The sequence below is a fragment of the Hymenobacter mellowenesis genome (assembly GCF_030581005.1).
GTDB lineage: Bacteria > Bacteroidota > Bacteroidia > Cytophagales > Hymenobacteraceae > Hymenobacter > Hymenobacter mellowenesis.
In genome coordinates, this window is sequence record NZ_JAUQSX010000001.1 from 843,931 (window position 1) to 866,000 (window position 22,070).

Consider the following 22,070-nt stretch of genomic DNA (forward strand, 5'->3'; position numbering starts at 1 on the left):
TAACGGGCTGACCGGCCAACCGTTTCCCGCTTTTTTGCCTTCTTGCGGGCACGATGCCCACCCAGCCACTACTCCTCCCCGCCCGCCTCGACCCTTTTCTGAGCCAGAAGCTGCGGTTTTGGTCGCTGGTGGCTATGGTGCTGCTGATTTACGTGCACGGCTACAACCTGCACCCGCGCTATTTGCAGCCATTCACGCCCGTGGAGGAGCCGCTGGGGCCGGGCACCTGGCTGCAATACATCCTGGCCAATGGGCTGCTGCGCTTCCGCATTCCCATTTTGTTTGCCATTTCGGGCTACCTCTTTGCCTGGCGTGAGGGCGCGGCGCCGCACGGCCAGCGCGTGAAGCGGCGCCTGCGCACGCTGGGCCTCCCCTACTTGCTCTGGAGTGGGCTGTGGCTGGCGGCGCTGTGGGCGCTGGAGCAGTTTCCCATTACCAAACAGGCCGTTATCGACGCCGAAATCAGCCCGTTCTGGCCCCGGCAGCTGCTTAGCCAGCTCAGCATCGGCGAGCTGCTGACGCGCTGGCTGGTGGAGCCCGCGCCGTTTCAGCTGTGGTTTTTGCGCAGCTTGCTGGTGTTCAATCTGTCGTACCCGTGGCTACGGGTGGCTATTTTACGCAAGCCCGCTATCTACTTCAGCGTGGCGGGGCTGCTGTGGTTTTTCATGGTGCCGCTGCCATTGGTGGAGGGCGAAGGGCTGCTGTTTTTTGCGCTGGGCGTGTGGCTGGCGTTGCGCAACGCGGACGTGCTGACGCCGCCCCACTGGCTGCGGCTGCTTCCCTTGGCGGGGCTGTGGCTGGGCGTGTGCGCGCTCAAAACCTGGATGGCGTTTCACGTCGGCCCGCCGTTTTCGCTGCCGTTGGCGCTGAGCATGCTGGCGCTGCACAAAGTGGGCGAGGCCAGCGGCATGCTGGTGGCCTGGTTTGGGCTGAACGGGCTGGTGCGCTGGTGCATGGCCCGAGCCTGGTTTCGCTGGCTGACGGGCTTTTCGTTCATGATTTACGTGCTGCACGTGCCGCTGGTGAACTATGCCACCGAACTGGCGTTGCGCTATGGCCGGACCGTGCCGCACATCCATTTGCTCACTTATTTATTGTTGCCGCTGCTTATTGTGGCCGTCAGCGCCGGGCTGGGCGCGCTGCTGCGCTGGGCGTTACCGCGGGTTTATGCGGTGCTGACTGGTGGGCGGGGACTGGCTACGTCGTAAATTTGTCGTCCTGAGCGGACTGCCTGTTCATTTTGCATTCCGAATTACCTGTTTTTATTCAAGTCATTATCCGCGCCGCTATCCTGCGAAAACTCGCCTAATCCGCGCGCCAGCCGACACATTCCGCATTCATGAAGGTTAGAAATCAGACCACCAATAAAGTAAACGTCATCACTCTCGGCTGCTCGAAAAACATCGTGGACTCGGAAGTCCTGATGGGCCAATTGCAAGCCAACCAGTTCGATGTGACGCACGAGGCCGAGAAATCGGACGCCAACATCGTCATCATCAATACCTGCGGCTTCATCGACAACGCCAAGCAGGAAAGCATCGACACCATTCTGCGCTACGCGGATGAGAAAGAAGCCGGCCGCCTTGAAAAGCTCTACGTAACGGGCTGCCTCTCACAGCGCTACAAGGACGAGCTGGAAGTGGAAATTCCGCAGGTGGACGCCTATTTCGGCACCCTGGAACTGCCCCAGATGCTGAAGGTGCTCAATGCCGACTACAAGCACGAGCTCATCGGTGAGCGCCTGATTACCACGCCGCGCCACTACGCCTACTTCAAAATCGCGGAGGGCTGCAACCGCCCCTGCTCGTTCTGCGCCATCCCGCTGATGCGCGGCAAGCACGTCGACCGGCCCATTGAGGACCTGGTGAAAGAAGCCAAGCGCCTCGCCGGCATGGGCACCAAGGAACTGATTCTCATTGCCCAGGACCTGACTTACTACGGCCTGCAGCACTATGGCGAGCGCAAGCTGGCCGACCTGCTCCGCAACCTGTCCGACGTGAACGGCATCGATTGGATTCGCCTGCAATACGCCTACCCCTCGCAGTTCCCGCTGGATGCGCTGGACGTGATGGCCGAGCGCGAAAACATCTGCAAATACCTCGACATGCCCTTGCAGCACGGCTCGGATAACATGCTGAAGACCATGCGCCGGGGCATCACCAAGCGCCGCACCATCGAGCTGGTTGACACCATTCGGCAGCGCGTGCCGGGCATTGCGCTGCGCACCACGCTCATCGCCGGCCACCCCGGCGAAACGGAGCAGGATTTCCAGGAGATGTATGATTTCGTGGAGCAGACGCGCTTCGAGCGCCTGGGCATCTTCACCTACTCACATGAGGAAAACACGCACTCGCACACCCTCGTGGATGACGTGCCGGCCGAGCTGAAGCAGGAGCGCGCCGACGCCATCATGGAACTGCAGCAGGGCATTTCGATGGAACTGAACGAAGCCCGCGTGGGCCAGACATACAAAGTGCTGTTCGACCGCAAGGAAAGCGGCCACTTCGTGGGCCGCACCGAGTTCGACTCGCCGGAAGTGGACAATGAAGTGCTGGTGCCGGTGGAAAAGGACACGTTTGTGCGCCTCGGCGATTTCGCGAACGTGAAGATTGATTCGGCCTCCGATTTCGATTTGTACGGGCACTTGGTCTGACCCGAAGGAAGGCGTAGCCAACCACGGATTCGTCGGATTTTGTAGACAGCGCAGGTACTGTGCCGCTTGTTGTAACTTTTCGGCCGGGGCCGGGTTTTGTGCGGACTTTTGCCATTGGCCAAGGTTCACACCGAACCCGGCCCCGCTCGTATTCCCCCCATGCCCACTCGCTGTACCACCCTGCCCTACGCCGAAACCGGCGCTTTCTCCGGCCTGCTTACTGATTATCTGGCCCAGAAACCCGCTTTGGCGCCGTTCTACAACCGCTTTCCTTCGCTGGAAAATTTTGCGGCCCAAATAGAAGAAAAGCAGGCCAGCTACACGCCCGAAGCCCGCAAACGCCTGGTGGCCGCCCTGCGCGACCAGTACGGCCTGGCGCCCGAACCCGAGCCGGCCATTGAAGCCAACCTGCTGCTGCTAGCCGAGCCCACCACCTTCACTGTGACCACGGGCCACCAGCTCAACCTGCTCACCGGGCCGCTCTACTTCATCTACAAAATCGTATCGGCCATTAAGCTGAGCCGCGAGTTGAAGGCGAAATACCCGCAGTACGATTTCGTGCCGGTGTACTGGATGGCTACCGAGGACCATGATTTCGCCGAAATCAACCACTTCTCGCTCTTTGGCAAAACGTACTCGTGGGATGCGGCCGGCACCGGCGGGCCCGTGGGCCGGCTGCCGCTCGATGGCCTGAGCGAGCAGCTGCTGAGCCAATTGCCGCCCGAGGTGCCGGCGGCTTTTCACGAGGCGTATTCAACCTCCCAAAATCTGGCCGAAGCCACCCGCAAGCTAGCCGATGCGCTGTTTGGCGAATTTGGACTGGTGACGCTGGACGCCGACCGCCCGGCTCTGAAACAGGCCCTAGCGCCGCTGCTGACCAAGGAAATCCGGGAGCAGGCCTCCAACGCCGCCGTGCAGGCCACCAACGCCCGCCTCACGGCCGCCGGCTACAAGCCGCAGGTGTACTCGCGGCCCATCAACCTGTTTTTCATCACCGACGAAGGCAAGCGCGAGCGGCTGGAGCCCGACGCCAGCGGTGCCGACTGCGTGGAAGTGACCATCCGCAACACGGCCAAGTGCCACAGCCAGGCTGAGCTGCTGGAGCTGGCCCAGACGCACCCCGAGCAGTTCAGCCCCAACGTGGTGCTGCGGCCGGTGTACCAGGAAATCCTGCTGCCCAACCTGGCCTACATCGGCGGCGGGGCCGAGGTGGCGTACTGGTTTCAGTTGAAAGACGTGTTTGCGGCGTTTGGGGTACCCTACCCCATCGTGCTGCCCCGCAACTCGGCCGAATACATTAGCCGGACCAACGCGGGCAAGCTGAAGAAGCTGGGGCTGACTTCGCGGGAAATTTTCCGCCCACTGCCGGAGCTCAAGAAGCAGGTGGGCGCCGCCCTGGGCCAGGAGGAAATTAGCCTTGCAGCGCAGCAGCAGGCGCTGGCCGCCGCCTTCCAGCAAGTACAGGACTTGGCCCAGCGCCTCGACCCCACCCTCGTAAAAACCGTTGCCGCCGAAGCCCAGAAAGCCGCGGGTGGCCTCGCCGGCCTCGAAAAGCGCCTGAGCAAAGCCGCCGAAGCCAAGCACGAAACCGCCTACGCCCAGCTCACGGCACTCAAGGAAAAGCTGTTTCCCGGCGGCGGCCTGCAGGAGCGCAGCGAGAATGTGCTCAGCATTCTGATAAATAACCCCGGCTTCATCGAGCAGCTGATTGAGGCGTTTGAGCCGCTGGCGCTGGAGTTTGTGGTGCTGGAGGAGGAATAGACCAAAAGACGCTTCATGCTAGAAATAGTGGACCGCTGCCTGCAATGGATGATGAGCCATCAGCTTAACAGCATACCCTTGCCGGTTCATCCTGCAATGGCGGATTCGCACCCCTGTCCTTATGCTGAGGATGGATATGAAAGCTGGCTACCCATTCCCAGCACCGTCACGAATGCAGCGTTGGATAGCTTGGAAGCAGCCATTCACTATCCACTACCTGCGGATTATCGTCGTTTTTTGCAGCATAAGCATTTCTATGATTTGTTACTAGGAGGCGCTGAATTCTTTCCGCACCCGGTAGACGAATGGCAGCAGTTGCTTCGCCAAGAAATGCTGGCAAACTGGCCCGATGCATTACGGGCGGGTTGCATTCCCTTTGCCAATTATGGCGGAGCCGGCGACATCCTGTGCTTCTACACCGGGCCAAACCAAGCCACGGCAGATTACCCGGTGGTGTTTTACGACCACGAAGACGGCCGTGCCCAGCCGTTCAGTCCCAGCTTTGCTGCCCTGCTGCCGCAGTTGCTGGCCGAAACCCCAGCGCGCGACATGTAATGCGAAAAGCCGACCTGCGCCGCACCGCCCTGGCCCGCCGCCTGGCCCTGGATGCCGGCGAAGTGGCGCGCCGCAGCGACAAGCTGCGCGAGAACCTGTTCCGCCAGTTTCCGGTGGCGCAGTGGCAGTGGCTGCACCTGTTTCTGCCGCTGTTGAAGCGGAATGAGCCCGACATATGGTTTTTTATTCGCTGGGTGTGGGGCGAGGAGCTGCCCCTGCGGCTGGCCGTGCCCGTGGTGCAGCCGGATGGCGTTTCGCTGAAACACTACGAGCTGCTTCCTGACACCCAACTCACCCAAAACCGCTGGGGAATTGACGAGCCCGTGCCCCACCCCATCACCGCCCCCGAAGTCTTCCCGCAAATACTGGACGCCGTGCTGGTGCCGCTGCTGGCCGTGGACCGTAGCGGGCAGCGCGTGGGCTACGGCGGCGGGTTTTACGACCGGTTTCTGGTGCAGTGCCGGCCGGGAACGCAGCTTATCGGCCTGAATTTGCTGAACGAGGCGCCCGTGCGGCGCATTGCCGACGTGCTGCCCACCGATGTGCCGCTCACGGCCTACATCACGCCGGGGCGGGTGTGGCGGTTCTGAGCCCGCCGCGCGGGCAACCTGATAAAACGTTGAAAAAGCGGGTCTAGTGTGGGCGCATAAATTTAAATATTTGCGATAAAATCCTTACAATAAGGCAATAGCGCAGCGCGTTGGCCGGGTATCAATCACCTGAAAAGGACTGAACTCATGGCCGAAATCCAACCCCAGGCCGCCGGGCCTACCAAAGCCGGCAAGCGCCGCGCCAAGAAGATGTCGACCCGCATCGACATGACGCCGATGGTGGATTTGGCGTTTCTGCTGCTCACCTTTTTCATGCTCACCACCACGTTTGCCAAGCCCTACGCCATGGACTTGCAGATGCCGGTGAAGAAAGAGGGCCCTGACATGCCCATTCGGGATTATGATGCCCTGACCATCATCCTCGGCAAGGGCCACCGAGTACATTATTTCTTCGGCCTGAATGCGCCTGGCGATAAAACCGTGCGGGTACCGGAGCTGAAAACGACCACCTTTTCGGCCGACGGTATTCGGCAGGTATTGCTGAACCGGCAGAAGGAGCGCGGGCGGCTGGTGGTACTCATCAAGCCCACCGAGGACTCCAAATACAAGGACATGGTGGACATTCTCGATGAGATGAACATCACGAACCAGCAGAAATACGCGCTGGTGAAAATCACCTCCGACGACCTCACCCTTCTTAAAACCGCAACGTTATGATGACCAATACCCAATTGGCCACGGCCAGCCTCAACGACATCGTGTTCGATGGTCGCAACCGCCAGTACGGGGCCTACCAGCTCCGCGCCCTCTACCAACGCCACGTGACGCGGGCGCTGATAATTGCCACCACCATTTTTGCGCTGATTCTGGTGTTTCCGCTGGCCGCGCAGTGGCTGAAGGACAAGCTGCCCGTGGCGCCCCCGAAGAAGCTAGTGGAACTTAACCCCATTATCCCACCGCTGCAGCCCGACCAGATAACGCCCCCGCCACCCGCCGAAAGCCACCCCTCCACGCCCCCGCCTCCGCAGCCGCCCACGGTGAAAAACGTGGTGCCCGTGGTGGTGGAAGACAAGAAAGCGCCCGATGAAAGCGAGGTACCCGAACAGGACGAACTCAAGGACAAAGCCTCCGGCCTGCGCAACATCAAAGGCGATGAGGGCGCCAGCGCCGAAACCAACCTCGACGACCTGAAGACCGGCAAAGGCGAAAACGTCATCAGCGACGTGGTGGCGCCCACCACCTACACCTACGTGGAGCAGATGCCCGAGCTGCCCGGCGGCGGCGGCATGGGCGCCATCGTGGCGGCCATTCAGAAAGCCTGCCGCTACCCCGGCAGCGCCCAGAACCAAGGCATCGAGGGCAAGGTGTACGCAAGCTTCACGGTGAACTCGAAAGGCGACATCACGGACGTGAAAATTGTGAAAAGCGTCGGTTTCGGGCTGGATGAAGAAGCCATGCGTGCCATCAAAACGCTGCCCCGCTTCATACCCGGCAAGCAGAACGGCCGCGAGGTGAACGTGTCGTTCACCGTGCCTGTGACGTTCAAAATTCAGTAATTGTCATTGCGAAGCCGCAGGCCGTGGCAACTAAAGGTCAGCGTAGCTAATCCGTCCTGTTAAAGCCAGACCCTTTCTTTCACCACAAAGCCCCGGCACTGCGCAGTGCCGGGGCTTTGCATTTTGAAAAGGCTTTGCCACATCAGAAGCCTAACCGATGAGAACAGGACGGACGGATTAGCTACGCTGACCTTTAGTTGCCACGGCCTGCGGCCTCGCAATGACAGGGCCGCCGCTCGCCACTCCGTCAATCCACTACTTCTTACCTACCACCACATCCTCCACCCGGGTGATGCGGGCCTGGCCCCAGGGCGCGATGCTGACGTGCACCCGCAGCGGGTGCAGTCGCCCGGCTTTTTCGAGGCGCAGGCCGCTGCCTTCGGGCACGTAGTAGCGCTCCAGGTTGAAGCGCAGCGACAGCGAATGGCGGTACACATCCGTCACCCAGGCGCGCAGCACGGCTTGGCCCGGGCCGGCCATGGGGGCTTTGGAGTACACGCCCACGGTGGTGCTGAGGCTGTCGGGCCCGGCGGCCAGCAGCACGAACACGCCCTGGCGGCGGCGCGGCGGCGCGGCCTCGTGCCACTGGCTCAAGGGCGCTTCGCTCACGGCGTAGCGCAGGCGCACGAAATCGTTGGAGAGCAGGTCGCGCGGGTCGACGGGCGTGGTGGCCAGCACGATGTGCTGGCCCAGCGCCGTGGTGGCGTAGCCCGCGCCGGCCACGCCCAGCACGTAGAGCATCTGCGCGGCCACCAGCAGGCGCAGCAGCGGCCGGCGGCGGGCCGGGTCCGAAGCCCAGGTGAGCAGGTCGGCCATTCTTTGGAGTTATGAGTTTTGAATTATGAGTTACGAGTTGGCTCGCTAGTGTCTTTTGCGGCAGCAGATTCTGCGGGCGGCGGGGTGGCGGCCAGGGCTTGGGCGTTACGGCGGCGCAGGTACCAGCTCAGGCTGAGCAGCAGCACGCCGCCGAGCAGGAAGAAAAGCGACTTATCCAGAAATGCCCAGGTCAGCTTGAAGTAGGCCACAGCCGTGGCCACCACAAACAGCACCGCGCCGAGGGTGAGTTGGTCGGAGTCTTGGTTGCGGTGGGCGCGGGCGAGCACCGAGCCGGCGTGGGCGTAGAGTACCACCAGCGTGGCCACGGCCAGCGGCAGCCCGCCCGGCAGGTAGAAGCCCGGCAGCAATAGCAGCCAGTCGAGCAGCGTGTTCATTCGGCCGCGCACCCGCTTGCCGGCCACCGACAGCGCAAATACCGTCCCCAACGCCCCCAGGTAGGGCAGCAGCGGCGGCCGCAGCACGTTGGCGTAAGTGTCGGTTTCGCCGAAGGTGGCCAGCCCGAACATGAACAGGTAGGCCGCCACCAGCGGCGGCGCCTGCAGGGCCCGGGCGCCGGGGCGGCTGGCCTGCCAGTCGCCGGCTGCGTAAATAGCCATGGCCGGCACAAAGAACCAGGTAATTTTGGCATGAAGCACGATGACCAGCAGCCCCGCCTGCCACAGCAGCCCAATGGCCAGCACCGAGCTGCTCACCACCGCCGGCCGGCGCCACCAGTAGTAGCCCAGCCCCACGGCCACCAGCCCCGCCGTGGCGTAGCTGAAGCTGCCCAGCACCTCCACGCAATACGTTTGCACGGTCGCCCCAATCAGCACCGTGAGCAGCACCAGCAGCCGCGAGCCGTACACGTAGCTCAACGCCGTACCCGCCACCACCCAGGCCAGCAGCCCGCTCACGTCGTAGCCCACCAGCTGGTAGAGCTGGCTGACGAGGATGATGCTGGCCCCGAATACTATCAAGCCCAGCCCCATCAGGCCGTGGCCCAAATCGGCATTGCCGCGCCGCAGGAAATAGGCGCCCGCCCCGTAGGAGCCCAGCAGGCTGCCCAGCAGCAGCGCCAGCCGCAGCGCGGCGGGCAGCGCCTGCCAGTTGGCGGCCACCACACTCAGCGCGCTCAGGCCCACCAGCACGCTGCCCAGCAGCGGCAGCAGCCCGAGGGCCTGCGCTTCGGGCGGGTAGCGGGCCAGCAGCTGTTGCTGCTGCGCCTCGCTGATGAGGCCGTCGGCCACCCAGCCGGGGCTTTCGTTTTCGAGAAATTTGCGGGACAAGGCGGTGGGTTGGGGTAATAGAAGGGTATAAACAACGGTCATGCTGAGCGCAGCCGAAGCATCTCTACCGCAATAGTATTCCTTTTGATTGGATTTAGTGCTGCGGTAGAGATGCTTCGGCTGCGCTCAGCATGACGTCCTTTTTTAACCAGCAGCCTCCTTCCGCGCCCGCGTCATTTCGCGCTTGCCGGGGGGGCCGGGCAGCTTTTCGGTATGCCAGCCGGCGGCGCGCAGGTTGCGCCGGAACTGGCCCTGGGCGCAGTAGCTCACCAGCACCGCGCCAGGCGCGGCGGCGGCGTAGAGCTGGGCGAAAATGGCTTCCGTCCACAGCTCGGGCTGCTTTTCGGGGGCGAAGGCATCGAAATAAATCAGGTCGTAATAACCGCCGGGCAGGGTGGCATCTTCCAGCGCCTCGGGCAGCTTGGTGAGGAAGAAATGGGGGGCCAGCGGCACGGTTTCAACCCAGGGCGCGGCGTGTAGCCGTTGCAGCAGTGGCACGGTTTCGGGCGAATCGGCGGTCCATTTGCGGGCCAGCTCGGCTACCACCTCGGGCGGGAGGGGCACGGTTTCGAGGGCGTCATAAGCTACGGCGGCGCCGGCGGCGTGGGCGCGGTCCAGGGTTAGCAGGGCGTTGAGACCGGTGCCGAGGCCCACTTCGAGCAGGTGCAGCGGCCGGGCGCAGGGGCCGCCCAGGCCGGCTTCCAGCAACGGCAGCAAGCCGGCCTCAATGAACACGTGCTCCGATTCCTGCCGGGCGCCGTGCCGCGAGTGGTAGTGCTCATCGAGCGCTGGTACGTAGAGCGTGGCCGAGCCGTCGGCGGTGCGCCGCACTTCTACCTTTGGCTTGTCGGCGAATTCTTCATTCCTCATTCTTCATTCCTCATTAAAACATGCCCCGCGTAAAAGTAGCCCTGCCCGATACCTTCTCCTTCACCACGCAAATCCCCGTGCGCATCACCGACCTCAACTACGGCGGCCACCTCGGCAACGATGCGCTGCTGGGGCTGCTGCACGAGGCGCGGGTGCAGTTCCTGCGCTCATTGGGCCTCGAAAATGACTACGACCCCGTCAGCAAGCTCGGCCTCATCATGGTCGATGCCGCCGTGGAGTACAAGGGCGAGGCCTTCCACGGCGACGTGCTGCACATCCAAATGGCTGCCGCTGACGCCAACAAGTACGGTTTCGACGTGGTGTACCAGGTGCATAACCAAACCGGCAGGGAAATAGCCCGCGCCAAAACCGGTATGCTCTGCTTCGACTACAACATCCGCAAGCTGCGCCTGCTGCCCGAGGCGCTGGCGGCGCAGGTGCGGTAGCCGCCGCCGGCCAACGGCAAAAGCCGCATGCAGAAAATGCGTAGCTTAGGTGCTTCACTACCAGCTATTCCAAGCCGCCGGCCATGCTGCTCCAGGATTTTTTACCCAGTCCGCCGCTGCGGGAATACGTGCGCCTGATTCAGGTCATTCATTTCGTATTCGACAAGGGCGTGCCCCTGCCCCTCAAGGCCTACCCGCCGCGGCCGGAGCAGTGCCTGGCCTTCTACCCGCGCGATGCCGAAGCGGTGGCGTACCCCACCGGCCCGGCCAAAGCCACCCGGCCGCGCGCGGCGCTCATCGGGCAGCACGCCGTGGTGAGCCACCGCTACGTGGGCCGTGAGTTTCTGGCCCTGCAGGTGGTGCTGCAGCCGGGCGCCCTCTACCGCCTCACCGGCATTCCGCAGCCCGAACTCACTAATACCTACATCGACGCCGAAGCCGTGTGGGCCGCCGAGCTGCGCCAGCTGAACGAGCGCCTGAGCAGCGCCGCCGCCTGGCCCGAAATGCTGCCCCTGATTGAAGCCTTTCTGCTGGGCCGCATCCGGCGCGTGCGCGCGGCCGCCCATCCGGCCGATGCCGTGGGCCAACTTTTGCTGCACCCGTCGCCCCACACTACACTCGATGCGCTGTCCCGCCACGCCTGCCTCAGCCCCCGGCAGCTCGACCGGCAGTTTGCCCGGCGCATGGGCGTGGGGCCAGCCCTCTACGCCCGCATCGTGCGCTTCGACCGCGCCTTTCGGCTCAAGAACAGCCAGCCGGGGCTCGACTGGCTCAGCATTGCCCTGGCCTGCGGCTACTACGACCACCAGCACCTCGCCAAAGACTACCGCGCCTTCACGGGCAGCAGCCCCAGCGCCTTCTTTGAGCAGGACAACCGGGCTCCGGAGCGGGCCTTTGGCCTGGTAGAAGCCTGACCTGGGCCAGCTGAAAACGTCCATTTTTTACCAATAGCCGCAGCCGTTTGAGCCGAACCTTTGTGCATTCCCAACTTAAAAACCGCTGGTTATGCAACGCCGACACTTTCTCGCCACCACCCTGCTGGCCGCCCCGGCCGCCGCTTTGGCCGCCACCGGCCTGCCCACTGGCTTTCCTACTGCTAATGCGGAACCAGCAGCCCCGCCCACCCGCAGCTTCACGGTGACCGCAGGCGAGGGTCGTTTTCAGGAGAAAACCTTCGTGGGCCCGAACCCCAACGACATCAAGATTTCCGGCAAAGACACGGGCGGCGCGCTGGCCGTGTTCGAATACACGGGCATGGCCAAGGGCGGCCCGTCGCTGCACCTGCACCTGGCGCAGGACGAGGTTTTCTACGTGGTGAGCGGCGACTACCTGTTTGTGGTGGGCGAAGAGCAGCGCCAGCTCAAAGCCGGCGACACCATTTTCCTGCCTCGCCAGGTGCCCCACACCTGGACGCAGCTCAGCGACACCGGCAAGCTGGTGTATTTCCTGCAGCCCGCCGGCCAGATGGAAGATTTCTTCCGCGCCCGCTCGGGCAGCAAGGCGCCGCTCAGCGTGGCCGAGCGCGAAAAGCTGTTCACCGACCACGGCATGAAATTGCTGGGCCCGCCGCTGCCGGTGAAGTCCTGAATTTTTCACCTGAGGCATTGCCCCGGTTCGACTATCGCCGCCGAATAAGCTACACCTGCTGCCCGAGGCCCTGACGGCGCAGGTGCGGCAGCGAAAACGTACCGAGGCTTATTTTTGAAATTCTACCCCCAGCCCCGCTGCATGAATAACCCGCTACCCACGCTCTATTCATTGGTTCTGAGCGCCCTGTTTCTACTCATTGCGCCCGCTATGGCCCAAACCGCTCCGGCAGCCCCGCCCGCCGAGAAGGTCTACACCATTGTGGAGCAGATGCCGGAGCTGCACGGCGGCGGGGGCAGCCTGGCCATTGTGACGTATATCCAGCAGCGCGTTCGCTACCCCTACCAAGCCATGCGCGCGCGGGCCGAGGGTCGGGTGTTCGTCAGCTTCACAGTAGCGGCAAGTGGGCTGGTAGAAGACGTGGCCGTGGCCAAGGGCTTCCGGCGCGACTGCGATTCGGCGGTGGTGGCGGCGGTGAAACAGCTGCCCCGTTTCGAGCCGGGCCGGCAGGCGGGGCAGGCCGTGCCGGTACGCTTCACCATACCGGTCACGTTCAGGCAGCTGGGACTTGTGGCTTCTGCAGCAGCCCCCGATTCTGCTCGTGTGTACACCTACGTAGAGCACATGCCCCTTTACCAAGGCGAGGAAGGAACCAAGAAGTTAGCCAAAGACTTATCCCGCGAATTCAACGCTGCCAGCGCCGCCAGTGGGTGTGCCCCACCAGATTTCCGTGTCTTCGTGACCCTCACGATAGGACCAAGCGGCACTATCTACGACGTAAAAAGCCTCAATAACCAAGCGTTGCCCCCTGCATCGGACGAGCACAAAGGAGCACAAGCCGACGGCCGGGGCCAAACCGCACACCGGAGCTTAACACTGCTGCCCGCAGCTTGTGAACAGGCACTGGTGGCCGCCGCTCAAAAGCTGCCGCGCCTTAAGCCTGGTACTCAAAACGGCCGACGCGTGGCCGTTAATTTGGTGATGCAGTTAAATTAAGCCGCTCGCCGTTTGCATGGCCCGGGAACCCAACGCCCTACTGGCTTGTATCTTTGTGCTATGTTACTGGAACTGCCCCTCGCCCCCGTTGTTAAAAAGCGCGATATCCGCAAAACCTCGCCCGACGAGCTCAAGGCCTTTATGGTAGAGCACGGCGAGAAGCCCTTCCGTGCCAAGCAGGTAACGGAGTGGCTGTGGAAAAACACCGCCGCCACGTTTGAGGAGATGAACAACATCTCGGTGGCCACCCGCGAGCTGCTGGATGCTCATTTCGTCATCAACGGCGTGACGGTGCAGAACAAGCAGCTCAGCAACGACGGCACCATCAAATCGGCTTTCAAGCTCTACGACGGCAACGTGGTGGAGGGCGTGCTCATCCCGCACGACACGCGCATGACGGCCTGCATCAGCTCGCAGGTGGGCTGCTCGCTCACGTGTAAGTTCTGCGCCACGGGCTACATGGACCGCAAGCGCAACCTCGACGCGGCCGAGATTTACGACCAGGTGGTGCGCATTCGGGAGCAGTGCGAGGCCCAGTACGGCACGCCGCTCACCAACATCGTGTACATGGGCATGGGCGAGCCGCTGCTCAACTACGCCAACGTGGTGGAAAGCGTGCGCCGCATCACCGCGCCCGATGGCCTGAACATGGCCCCGCGCCGCATCACCATCAGCACGGCCGGCATCGCCAAGATGATTAAAAAGCTGGCTGACGATGACGTGAAGGCCAATCTGGCCCTTTCGCTGCACGCCCCGACGGACGCCAAGCGCAACGAAATCATGCCCATCAACGAGGCCAATTCCCTGGCCGCGCTCAAGGAAGCCCTGCAGTATTACCACCAGAAAACCGGCCGCAAAGTGACGTATGAATACATCGTGTTTGATGGTTTCAACGACGGGCTGGACGATGCGGCCGAGCTATTGAAAATCAGCAAGTGGCTGCCTTGCAAAATCAATCTCATCGAGTACAATCCCATCGACAACGCCAGCTACCAGAACGCCGAGGCCGATAAAATCACCGCCTTCCACAAATTCCTGGCCGACCGCGGCGTACAAACCAACATCCGCCGCTCGCGCGGCAAGGACATTGATGCCGCCTGCGGGCAGCTGGCGGTGAAGGAGGAAAAAGGCGCAGCCGCGGCGTAAGCGGCTGCGCCGCTACGGCTTCTGCTGCTTCATCATATCCATCCCGATAACAATCAGATACTTGGCGCAGGAGCCCTGCGTCATCATCAGGCTGGCTATTTTCTTGCCGATTTCTTCGCGCTGCTGTGCATCATCGAGCTGGGCCTTGCTGTAGTAGGCCTGCAGCTTGGTGCGGTTGGCCAGGAATTCCTGCTCAATCAGCTTATTGAACAAAGCCGCGCGCTGCGCAGTGGGCATTTTGTCGAACGCCTGCTTGGCATTGGCCGCGTCGAGCTGGGTGCACAGATGGGTGGCCATGGGCTGCAGCGTTTTTCTTTCGACGTCGGTGACGGTCGGCAGCTTCGCATTGGCGGCCTGCTGCACCTGTTCGGTCTGGCTCAGACGCATCACCAGGGGCATGGCGGCCGGGCAGTTGTTGGCCAGGTTCATCATCACGTCTTTGCCCAGGGCCTGGCCCACCTGCTGGGAGCTTTGGCCTTGCTTGCTGGCCGCCGTTATCATGCCCATAAACGCCACGCTGTCGCGCTGCATGGCTTTCACAAACAGCCCTTGCGTGAACTGCATGGCCTCGGCCGGGCTCATCTTGTCGAAATTGACGCTGCGGTCGTTGGTAACGCCCGTGCACATGGCGTCGGTGAGCTTGCGCACCATGCGACTGTGGCCCGCTATCGTATCGGCCGGCGCGGCTTGCGGATGGGAGAAGGCGTGAGTGGGCAAAGTCATTGCCAGCAGGCCGCAGGCATAAATCAGGGGTAGAATTTTCATCCGGGGAAGGTACGGTTTGGCGCCAAATAATCGAGCAAAAGGCCCGGCTGAACTTGTCGCAGCCGAAGCATCGAACCCGCTTGGGAAGTTGAGAAACAACAAAAAAGCACGTCATGCTTCGACTGCGCTCAGCATGACGTTCAATGGTGCTCTGCTACTTCGGCATGAACACATTACCCGCCCGCTACTGCAGCTTCCCAAACCGCACCGTAAACTCCCCGAACGGGTAGGCGTAGCTGCCCGAACCGTTCAAATAGTCAGCGTCTTCCAGCTGGCCGTGGGCATAGAACACGCCCAGCCCGCCGCCAAAGCGCGGCCCCGCCACGCGCACGCCCGCCACGCCGGCCACCAGCAGCACCTTGCCCAAATCCAGAAAAGCGCGGTCGTAGAGGAAATAGGTTTCGTTCACGAGGGCCACGCGCCGGGCCAGCCGGGTGGCGCCGCCCACCATCACCAGCGGCGTGCTGAAGATGCCGCGCTGCCCTGTAGCGCCGTAGCCCGCGCCCAGGGTTATGTTGTGGTCGGCGGTGCCGTAGGTGGTGTTGGCGTAGGTGAGGGCGCCCACGCCCGAGCGCGTGCCCACTAGGAAGCTGCCCGCGCCCACCCGCAGCCGGCCCGCCACCGGCACGCTCACCTTGGGCGTGAGGGCTACAATGTTATCGAGCCCCTGCCCGGGAATGACCGAAGCCAGAATACCGAGGGAAAAATGGTCGGTGAGGCCGTAGTCGGCGCGTAGCACGGCCAGCTCCAGGTCCTGCGCGTAGCCTTCGCCGCGGCGTAGGTTGCGGGCCGTGGGCATGAAAAACAGGTGGTCGCCGCTGCCCACGTCGTCGTAGCCGGGGCGCAGGCCCACGGGCCGGCGGGTGGTGGTGTCGCCGGGGGCCGGGCGTGGGGCGGCCGGCTGGGCGCGCAGCACCGCGGGCCGGGCCGCAAGCAGGCCGAGGAGTGCCGTGCAGACGAAAAGTTTGGACATAGACCGGGCTGAACAAGGACCGTGCGGCGTAAACATGCACCGCTCACGCCCACCGGCTCATACCCCAAACCGTGCCCGCGTGTTGCACAGCCCGGCAAGTCCGCCCATTGGACCGCGCGCTATTTGTGCTTACCGAAGCGGTAGGTCAGCTCCAGGTAGGCGGGGTAGATGCCCCCAATGTAACCGCTGCCGTAAAGGAAGCCCAGGCTGCCGCCGTACCGCTCGCCCTGCAAGCGCCCACCCACCAGGCCCGCAAGGCCTTCCGAGAAAATGTAGGTTTCGTTGAGCACCGAAAAGCCGCGCGATAGCCGCTTGGCGCCGCCCAGCAGCAGCACCGGGCTGCTGCTGGCGCCCTTGCCGTCGGCAAAGCCGTAGCCCAGGCCCAGGGTGGCGTTGTCGTCGGCGGTGCCGTAGGTGCCCACGCCGTAGGCCACGCCGCCGCCCACGCCGAAAGCCCGCGCGTACAGCGCGCCGGCGCCTATGCTAAACTTCTCCGATATCTGCCCGCTCACTTTGGGCGTGATGGCAAACACATTGCCCCCTACCCCGGGGAGGAGTGGCACCAGCGCGCCCACCGAAATATTGTCGGTAATGCCGTAGTTAACGCCCACCAGGATAATGTCGATGTCCTGCAGGTAGCCTTCGCCCTGGCGGAGGTTGCGAGCCGTGGGCGCGAAGAAGATGCGCGTTCCGTTGCCGGCATCGGTGTAGCCCTTGGCGGCTTGCTCGGTGGTGAGCAGCGAGAGGCGCTTGAGGTTGCTGCGCTGCACCGTCACCAGGCCCAGGTCTTTGGTCATGAACTCCAGCGCATCGGGCGCCGTGGTTTGCAGCACGCCCGTGAACGTAGTGCCCGAGCGTAGCTCGATGCTGTAGCTGCGGCCCGGCAGCTCGGGCGTGCCTTGGCTGCTGGAAGCGGTGCCGGCCGCCGGCTGGGGGTTGGCGTCGAGCTCGCGCTGGCGACGCTCGATGAGGTCGTGGGCGGCCTGAAACTCGGCGAAGGTGAAGGGCTTGGCTACCTGCCGGCCGTCGCGCAGGCGGGTGCGCAGCGTGATGGCGCTGTCCGGCGCCAGGGCCCGCAGGAAGCGCGCATCTTGAAAACTATCGGCCGAATAGTAGGGAAACAGGCCAAAACGGGCCTTTTCGGCTCCGTCGATAACTTCGCCCACCACGGGGCTCACGATGATGACCCGCTCGGCGGGCGTTTGGGCGAGGGCCGACAAGCTGGCCAGGGCCAGGGGAAGGCTGCAGAAAAAAGTGCGTAAGGTTGAATGCATAGTGGGAATTTTTCCCAAAGATGCCTCCACGCACGCTATAAGTTGCAAGGCAATATTTTGCCGCAAAGGACCTCAACCAGACCACAACGTTGGCCAATTCGCCCCGAAAAAAGCCGTTATAGCCCAACCCAACCGCCTTATTTTCGGCCACTGACTCACTGCCAAAGGACTTTTCACCGAATTGCCCGCCGGTGCCTATGCCCGCCAGCGGCCCGTGGAGCGCGGGCGGCCGGTGGCAATTTCCTCTTCCGACTCGCCAGGGGCCACTTCCTCCAGGCGCACGCGCACGGCATGGGCCTTGGGCTGCACTTTCTGGCCGAAGGCATCGGCAAACTCCTGGGTAAACTCGGCCCCGAAGAAGATAATGAGCGACGAATAGTTGACCCACAGCAGCAGCACAATGGCCGAGCCCGCCGCCCCGAACGCCGAGCCGGGGTCAGCCTTAGCGATGTAGAAGGCGATGAGAAACTTGCCCAGCACAAACAGCAAGGCCGTGATGAAGGCCCCAATCAGCACGTCGCGCCAGCGGATGATGGCATCGGGCAGAAACCGGTACACCATGGCAAACAGCAGCGTGGTGATGCCCAGTGAGAGCGCAAAATCGACCAGCTTGATGACGATGACGCCCACTTCAGGAATCTGGGCCTGTAGCCAGCCGGTAAAGGCATTGAGCACGGCGCTCACCACGAAGGAAATAAGTAGCAATAGGGCTACGCTCAGAATCAGCCCGAACGAGAGGAGGCGTTGCTTGATGTAGTCGCCGATGCCGATGCCGTTGGTTTTCACCTTTAGGTTCCAGATATCGTTGATGCTTTCCTGCAAGGTGACGAAAAACGTGGTGGCCGCGAAAAGCAGCGTGGCCACCCCAATGCCAGTGGCCACCGGCCCCCGCTGCTGCAGCGTGAACTTGGCAATGCTGTCCTGCAGGAACTTGGCCGACTCCGGCCCCACTATGCCCTTGAGTTGCCCGTACACCTGCCCGTTAATGGCCTCGCCGCCGTACACCGTGCTGGCCAGCGTGATGACGATGAGCAGCAGCGGTGGCAGCGAAAAAATGGTGTAGTACGACAGCGCCGCCGCGTGCCGAAAGGAGTTGTTGGTGCTGAATTCGGCCGCCGAGGACTTAATGACAGCGAGCACATCGGAGAGCTTATAGTGCGTAGGCATGCAGAAGGGAAAGGAGTGGAAACGCCTTTCTAGTACGGCCTGAAACCCGCACAGTTATTAAATAGCTGGCTTTAGGCCTTTGCCAACGTCCAGCGCAGGGTTTCGATGGGCGCGGCGCGCAGGGCGGCGGCCAGTTCGGCGTCGTCCTCGAACCGCAGCTGTGTGAGCACGCTGGCTTCCACGCTCACCTCAAATTCGGGGGCCTGAAACGGCCAGGGCTCTATCAGCACGGGGCGCGCGGGCTGGCGCAGGTCGTAGCGGCGGCCGTCGGGGCCGTGGTGAATTTCCACGGCGCGGCCCATTTCCGGGATTTCGTGCCGGCAGAGGATGAGCGAGAGGCGGTCGCACCAGTGCAGCAGGGTGTAGGCCCGGTCGGCTTCCTTTTTGGTGATTTTGAGCGCCCGCTCCCACTGCTGCTGGCCGGCCCTGAGCTCATCCAGAAAGCCGTCGATTTCTTTCTCTTTGCCCCGCAGGCCTTCGTACAGACAGCTCAGGTGTAGGCTGGTGAGCAGGCTGCGCCAGCGCCCCTGGAAACGCGCGGCGGCTAGCACCCCGGCGGCCTGCTCCATCGAAAAGGCTTTCTGGGTGAAGTTAGCCGGGGCGCCGGCGGCCGTGAGGCCGTGGTGGCCGCCGTGCCCGCGCCAGGCGGCCTGCTCGTCGTCGTGCTGGGACACGGCGGCCAGCAGGCCCACCCACTGGTCGGGGGGCAGGGTGGGCGGCCAGTGCCAGGCCAGCTGCATGGCCAGCAGGGCGTGGGCCTGCTGGTAGATGATTTGCCAGCCGGCGGGCGTGGAATTGACTATCATGGGGAGGGTGGCGGGAAGATGGGAGGCGGGGAGTGGGCTTGCTTACGGAATTGGCTTCGGGCAGGTGCGGGCTATATCTTTGGCTACCCTAAATTCTGCCTGCTATGAAGCTTTTTACCCCCTGCCTGCGGGCGCTGCTGTTTCTGTTGTTGCTGCTCGGGGCCGGGCGGGTGGGCGCGCAGCCGGCGTGGCAGTGGGCCACCGTTCTGGGCGGGCCGAGTCCGGCGGCGGCGGCGGCGATGGCGTCGGATGACGCGGGTAATGTTGTGGTCTGCGGGCGCTTCATCAACACCATCACCCTCGGAACTTTCACTCTGACCACTGGCAACGTCAACGGCGTGTACGTCGCGCGCTACAACAGTGCGGGAGTGTGCACCCAAGCCGTGAAAATAGACGGTGCCGGCCTGGTGCTGGTTGTTTACGACATTGCTTTGAGCCCAGCCGGCAACGTGGCCCTTGCCGGCTCCTTCACCGGCTCATCCCTGCAGATTGGCAGCTTTGGCCTGAGCAACAGCGGCGGGGGTGGCGAAGACGGATTTGTGGCGGTGCTCAATTCAGCTGGGGCTTGGACGCAAGCGGAGGTGGTGGGCGCCCGCACGTACCGGGACTTTGTGAAGAAAGTCGCATTTGACGGCAGCGGAAACTTGGTGGTGGGCGGCGAATTTGGTGGCCCTTCGCTCACGCTCGGCAGCACTACGGTGCTGAATGCCGGCACCCCGTCGAGCACTGGCCAAAACGGCGATGTCTTTGTGGCCCGCCTGAGTTCTGCCGGCATCTGGACCCAACTGGTGCAGGCCGGAGGCGCTTACAACGACGGCCTGGGCGGCATGGCAGTAGATGCTACCGGGGCCGTGCACGTGGCCGGCACATTTAATTACACCATGCGCTTTGGCTTGCTTGCCGTGGGAACATCCAATTTATACAACATTTTCGTGGCCACGTTCGGCCCAACCGGCAACTGGACGCGGGCGGTGAGCACCGGCGGAGCCGGCATTGAAACCGTGGGCGGCCTCGCGCTCGGGCCCGCGGGTTCCTTGCTCGTCAGCGGCGCTTATTATAGCAACGGCTTGGTGCTGGGCAGCGTCACCCTCGCCCACGACGGGGGCAGCACGGCCGATGGCTACGTGGCTGCCCTGGACGCAACCGGCACCTGGACGTGGGCGGCTCGCGCCACGGGCAACGCCACCGAAACCCTGGCCCGGATGCAGGTAAATACCGCGGGCTACGTCACGGTGCTGGGCACTTTTAACGGCACCAGCGCAACACTGGGGACCACCACACTCAGCGGCAACGCCCCGCCCACGGGCGGCACTAACAGTTTCGTAGCGCAGCTAACTCCTGCCGGGACATGGCTGTCGGCTTACGTAGTGCCCGACGCCGGCTTCGCCCGCTTGGCAGGCGTGGCCGCCGACAGCCGAGGCCAGGCAACTCTTTTTGGTGATTTCGAGCCTTCCAGTATCCGTTTCGGCCCTTATACGCTGGTATCACCTCTCACGCCCAGCAATTACTCCCCCATTTCTTTTGTGGCGCGCTTCAGCGGCTTGGTCACGGCCGCCCGCGCCGCCGCCCCGGCCGAGGTGTTCACCCTCGCCCCCAACCCTACCGGGCACGGCCCCGCCACCGCCCAGGTGCGCCTGAGCTGGCCCGAAGCCACCACCGCCCCGCGCCCCGTGCTGGTGCTCGATAACCTGGGCCGCGAAGTGCGCCGGCAGGAGCTGCCCGCCCGCGCCACCTCGGCCGCGCTCGACGTGGCCGGTTTGGCGCCGGGCCTTTACCTGGTGCGCTGCGGCGCGGCCACGGGCAAGCTGGTGGTGGAATAAACCGCCGGGCCGAAAGTAGCGCGAACTTTGTAGTTCGCGTGTCAGAACGTCAACCGTTGAATCGGCGCGGGGACGTGAACTACAAAGTTCGCGCTACTTTCGGCCCCATGCCCTCCCCCACCGCCGGCCACCCCATGCCCCTCACCATCGGCCTGCCCGACGGCCGCCGCCTGGGCCTGACGCGCTACGGCCACCCCGCGCATCGGGCGGTGGTGTTTCACCACGGCTTCGGCTCCTCGGGCCTGGAGCTGCCCGATGATGCGGCGCTGCTGGCCCGGTTGCAGCTCCAGGTTCTGGCGCCCGACCGGCCCGGCGTCGGCCAGTCCAGCGTGTACCGGCCGCTCACGTTTCCTTCGTTTGCCGATGACGTAGTGGCCATGCTCAATGCGCTGGAAATCCGGGAGCCGGTGGGCGTGATGGGTTGGTCCGTCGGCGGGGTGCACGCGCTGGCGCTGGCGGCGCAGCACCCGGCGCGGGTAGCGGCGGCCCAGCTGCTCAGCACCTGCCTGCCGCTGGGCGAGCGGGCCGCCTACCGCCACCTCTCGCCGTTATGGAAATTTCTGCGCTGGGGCCAAATCGGCTTTCCTTGGCTGAACCGGACTACCTTCCTCTGGCTAAGCCGGCAGTGGCAGCTTCACCCCGACCGCACGATTGACTGGTTTATCCGCCTCATGTTTCGGGAAGAGGCCCGCGTGACCAGCCGCTTCCGCGCCCTGCTGCGCGATGCCGCCGTGGCCGGCTTCGCCCACCACGGCCGCGGCGTGTACGACGACGCGCAAGCCTGGTGCCGCCCGCCCGGCTTCCGCATCGAGGACGTGCGCTGCCTCGTGCGCCTCTGGCACGGCCAGGCCGATGGCGTGTGGGCGCCCGGCAACATCCCCTACCTGGCCCGGCGGCTGGGCGGCGCCCCGGTGCACCTGCTGCCTGGCCAGGGCCACATGCTGTACCTAGAAAACTGGCCGGCGATACTGGAGGAGATGAGCGGGCTGCTGGATGAGGAGACAGAGATTTAGAACGTCATGTCGAGCGCAGCCGAGACATC

The 22,070-nt window shown here is 63.4% G+C and carries 22 protein-coding genes; 14 read left to right on the forward strand and 8 right to left on the reverse strand.

The window, feature by feature from the left end; all coding sequences use genetic code 11:
• The first annotated feature begins 53 nt into the window (after positions 1–53).
• From Q5H92_RS03480 to Q5H92_RS03510, 7 genes are all read left to right on the forward strand, one after another.
• On the forward strand, positions 54–1,208 hold the full coding sequence (locus tag Q5H92_RS03480; protein WP_305010091.1) for an acyltransferase family protein: 1,155 nt from the start codon (positions 54–56) through the stop codon (positions 1,206–1,208).
• Positions 1,209–1,339: 131 nt separating this feature from the next.
• Positions 1,340–2,653, forward strand: a complete 1,314-nt coding sequence (gene rimO / locus Q5H92_RS03485) for a 30S ribosomal protein S12 methylthiotransferase RimO (protein WP_305010092.1) — start codon at positions 1,340–1,342, stop codon at positions 2,651–2,653.
• Positions 2,654–2,812: 159 nt separating this feature from the next.
• Positions 2,813–4,414 carry a bacillithiol biosynthesis cysteine-adding enzyme BshC gene (gene bshC, locus Q5H92_RS03490; protein WP_305010093.1) on the forward strand — a complete coding sequence of 534 codons (1,602 nt, stop codon included), beginning with the start codon at positions 2,813–2,815 and terminating at the stop codon, positions 4,412–4,414.
• 27 nt (positions 4,415–4,441) lie between these two features.
• Positions 4,442–4,969: an SMI1/KNR4 family protein gene (locus tag Q5H92_RS03495; protein ID WP_305010094.1), complete on the forward strand. Its 528-nt coding sequence runs from the start codon at positions 4,442–4,444 to the stop codon at positions 4,967–4,969.
• Entirely contained in the window at positions 4,969–5,559 is a 591-nt protein-coding gene (locus Q5H92_RS03500; protein ID WP_305010095.1) for a 5-formyltetrahydrofolate cyclo-ligase, read from the forward strand. Before Q5H92_RS03495 ends, Q5H92_RS03500 begins: the two co-directional genes overlap by 1 nt.
• 147 nt (positions 5,560–5,706) lie before the next feature.
• Complete coding sequence (locus Q5H92_RS03505; RefSeq protein WP_305010096.1) at positions 5,707–6,237, forward strand: ExbD/TolR family protein; 531 nt, start codon at positions 5,707–5,709, stop codon at positions 6,235–6,237.
• Complete coding sequence (locus Q5H92_RS03510) at positions 6,234–7,076, forward strand: energy transducer TonB (RefSeq protein WP_305010097.1); 843 nt, start codon at positions 6,234–6,236, stop codon at positions 7,074–7,076. The genes Q5H92_RS03505 and Q5H92_RS03510 overlap by 4 nt, the downstream gene beginning before the upstream one ends.
• Before the next feature lie 255 nt (positions 7,077–7,331).
• On the opposite strand, the gene Q5H92_RS03515 is transcribed toward Q5H92_RS03510, so the two are convergent.
• From Q5H92_RS03515 to mnmC2, 3 genes are all read right to left on the reverse strand, one after another.
• Positions 7,332–7,892, reverse strand: coding sequence for a GDYXXLXY domain-containing protein (locus Q5H92_RS03515; protein WP_305010098.1), 561 nt, complete (start codon positions 7,890–7,892; stop codon positions 7,332–7,334).
• Positions 7,893–7,915: 23 nt separating this feature from the next.
• Positions 7,916–9,178, reverse strand: coding sequence for a DUF2157 domain-containing protein (locus tag Q5H92_RS03520; RefSeq protein WP_305010099.1), 1,263 nt, complete (start codon positions 9,176–9,178; stop codon positions 7,916–7,918).
• A 144-nt stretch (positions 9,179–9,322) separates the two neighbouring features.
• A complete protein-coding gene (gene mnmC2 / locus Q5H92_RS03525) occupies positions 9,323–10,048 on the reverse strand; it encodes a tRNA (5-methylaminomethyl-2-thiouridine)(34)-methyltransferase MnmC2 (protein ID WP_305010100.1) in 726 nt (241 codons plus the stop codon).
• Positions 10,049–10,068: 20 nt separating this feature from the next.
• Here mnmC2 and Q5H92_RS03530 point away from each other — a divergent pair, with 20 nt between their 5' ends.
• The 5 genes from Q5H92_RS03530 to rlmN all read left to right on the forward strand — a co-directional run bounded on the left by Q5H92_RS03530 (position 10,069) and on the right by rlmN (position 14,223).
• Positions 10,069–10,494, forward strand: coding sequence for a thioesterase family protein (locus tag Q5H92_RS03530; RefSeq protein ID WP_305010101.1), 426 nt, complete (start codon positions 10,069–10,071; stop codon positions 10,492–10,494).
• A gap of 83 nt (positions 10,495–10,577) precedes the next feature.
• Complete coding sequence (locus tag Q5H92_RS03535) at positions 10,578–11,408, forward strand: helix-turn-helix domain-containing protein (RefSeq protein WP_305010102.1); 831 nt, start codon at positions 10,578–10,580, stop codon at positions 11,406–11,408.
• Positions 11,409–11,499: 91 nt separating this feature from the next.
• Positions 11,500–12,081, forward strand: coding sequence for a cupin domain-containing protein (locus Q5H92_RS03540; RefSeq protein ID WP_305010103.1), 582 nt, complete (start codon positions 11,500–11,502; stop codon positions 12,079–12,081).
• A gap of 141 nt (positions 12,082–12,222) precedes the next feature.
• Complete coding sequence (locus Q5H92_RS03545; protein WP_305010104.1) at positions 12,223–13,077, forward strand: energy transducer TonB; 855 nt, start codon at positions 12,223–12,225, stop codon at positions 13,075–13,077.
• Between the two features lie 60 nt (positions 13,078–13,137).
• Positions 13,138–14,223: a dual-specificity RNA methyltransferase RlmN gene (rlmN, locus tag Q5H92_RS03550; RefSeq protein ID WP_305010105.1), complete on the forward strand. Its 1,086-nt coding sequence runs from the start codon at positions 13,138–13,140 to the stop codon at positions 14,221–14,223.
• Positions 14,224–14,235: 12 nt separating this feature from the next.
• Here rlmN and Q5H92_RS03555 read toward each other — a convergent pair whose 3' ends face one another.
• The 5 genes from Q5H92_RS03555 to Q5H92_RS03575 form a co-directional block, all read right to left on the reverse strand.
• Positions 14,236–14,988, reverse strand: coding sequence for a hypothetical protein (locus tag Q5H92_RS03555; RefSeq protein WP_305010106.1), 753 nt, complete (start codon positions 14,986–14,988; stop codon positions 14,236–14,238).
• A gap of 184 nt (positions 14,989–15,172) precedes the next feature.
• Positions 15,173–15,961, reverse strand: coding sequence for a hypothetical protein (locus Q5H92_RS03560; RefSeq protein ID WP_305010107.1), 789 nt, complete (start codon positions 15,959–15,961; stop codon positions 15,173–15,175).
• Positions 15,962–16,080: 119 nt separating this feature from the next.
• The gene (locus tag Q5H92_RS03565) at positions 16,081–17,235 is read right to left on the reverse strand and encodes a hypothetical protein (RefSeq protein ID WP_305010108.1); all 1,155 of its coding nucleotides are present in this window, start codon (positions 17,233–17,235) and stop codon (positions 16,081–16,083) included.
• 195 nt (positions 17,236–17,430) lie between these two features.
• Positions 17,431–18,402, reverse strand: coding sequence for a YihY/virulence factor BrkB family protein (locus Q5H92_RS03570; RefSeq protein ID WP_305010109.1), 972 nt, complete (start codon positions 18,400–18,402; stop codon positions 17,431–17,433).
• A 71-nt stretch (positions 18,403–18,473) separates the two neighbouring features.
• On the reverse strand, positions 18,474–19,208 hold the full coding sequence (locus Q5H92_RS03575; RefSeq protein ID WP_305010110.1) for a DUF3891 family protein: 735 nt from the start codon (positions 19,206–19,208) through the stop codon (positions 18,474–18,476).
• 104 nt (positions 19,209–19,312) lie between these two features.
• Between Q5H92_RS03575 and Q5H92_RS03580 the strand changes: the two genes are divergently transcribed.
• Positions 19,313–21,028, forward strand: coding sequence for a T9SS type A sorting domain-containing protein (locus Q5H92_RS03580; RefSeq protein WP_305010111.1), 1,716 nt, complete (start codon positions 19,313–19,315; stop codon positions 21,026–21,028).
• 107 nt (positions 21,029–21,135) lie between these two features.
• Positions 21,136–22,041, forward strand: coding sequence for an alpha/beta fold hydrolase (locus Q5H92_RS03585; RefSeq protein ID WP_305010112.1), 906 nt, complete (start codon positions 21,136–21,138; stop codon positions 22,039–22,041).
• Positions 22,042–22,070 lie beyond the last annotated feature (29 nt).

Coding starts and splice junctions, on each gene's coding strand:
- Q5H92_RS03540 (WP_305010103.1), top strand. CDS start 11,500: ATGCAACGCCGACACTTTCTCGCCACCACCCTGCTGGCCGCCCCGGCC.
- bshC (WP_305010093.1), top strand. CDS start 2,813: ATGCCCACTCGCTGTACCACCCTGCCCTACGCCGAAACCGGCGCTTTC.
- Q5H92_RS03580 (WP_305010111.1), top strand. CDS start 19,313: ATGAAGCTTTTTACCCCCTGCCTGCGGGCGCTGCTGTTTCTGTTGTTG.
- Q5H92_RS03515 (WP_305010098.1), bottom strand. CDS start 7,892: ATGGCCGACCTGCTCACCTGGGCTTCGGACCCGGCCCGCCGCCGGCCG.
- Q5H92_RS03500 (WP_305010095.1), top strand. CDS start 4,969: ATGCGAAAAGCCGACCTGCGCCGCACCGCCCTGGCCCGCCGCCTGGCC.
- Q5H92_RS03480 (WP_305010091.1), top strand. CDS start 54: ATGCCCACCCAGCCACTACTCCTCCCCGCCCGCCTCGACCCTTTTCTG.
- Q5H92_RS03585 (WP_305010112.1), top strand. CDS start 21,136: ATGCCCTCCCCCACCGCCGGCCACCCCATGCCCCTCACCATCGGCCTG.
- Q5H92_RS03545 (WP_305010104.1), top strand. CDS start 12,223: ATGAATAACCCGCTACCCACGCTCTATTCATTGGTTCTGAGCGCCCTG.
- Q5H92_RS03560 (WP_305010107.1), bottom strand. CDS start 15,961: ATGTCCAAACTTTTCGTCTGCACGGCACTCCTCGGCCTGCTTGCGGCC.
- Q5H92_RS03555 (WP_305010106.1), bottom strand. CDS start 14,988: ATGAAAATTCTACCCCTGATTTATGCCTGCGGCCTGCTGGCAATGACT.
- rlmN (WP_305010105.1), top strand. CDS start 13,138: ATGTTACTGGAACTGCCCCTCGCCCCCGTTGTTAAAAAGCGCGATATC.
- Q5H92_RS03570 (WP_305010109.1), bottom strand. CDS start 18,402: ATGCCTACGCACTATAAGCTCTCCGATGTGCTCGCTGTCATTAAGTCC.
- Q5H92_RS03505 (WP_305010096.1), top strand. CDS start 5,707: ATGGCCGAAATCCAACCCCAGGCCGCCGGGCCTACCAAAGCCGGCAAG.
- Q5H92_RS03530 (WP_305010101.1), top strand. CDS start 10,069: ATGCCCCGCGTAAAAGTAGCCCTGCCCGATACCTTCTCCTTCACCACG.
- mnmC2 (WP_305010100.1), bottom strand. CDS start 10,048: ATGAGGAATGAAGAATTCGCCGACAAGCCAAAGGTAGAAGTGCGGCGC.
- rimO (WP_305010092.1), top strand. CDS start 1,340: ATGAAGGTTAGAAATCAGACCACCAATAAAGTAAACGTCATCACTCTC.
- Q5H92_RS03575 (WP_305010110.1), bottom strand. CDS start 19,208: ATGATAGTCAATTCCACGCCCGCCGGCTGGCAAATCATCTACCAGCAG.
- Q5H92_RS03565 (WP_305010108.1), bottom strand. CDS start 17,235: ATGCATTCAACCTTACGCACTTTTTTCTGCAGCCTTCCCCTGGCCCTG.
- Q5H92_RS03535 (WP_305010102.1), top strand. CDS start 10,578: ATGCTGCTCCAGGATTTTTTACCCAGTCCGCCGCTGCGGGAATACGTG.
- Q5H92_RS03510 (WP_305010097.1), top strand. CDS start 6,234: ATGATGACCAATACCCAATTGGCCACGGCCAGCCTCAACGACATCGTG.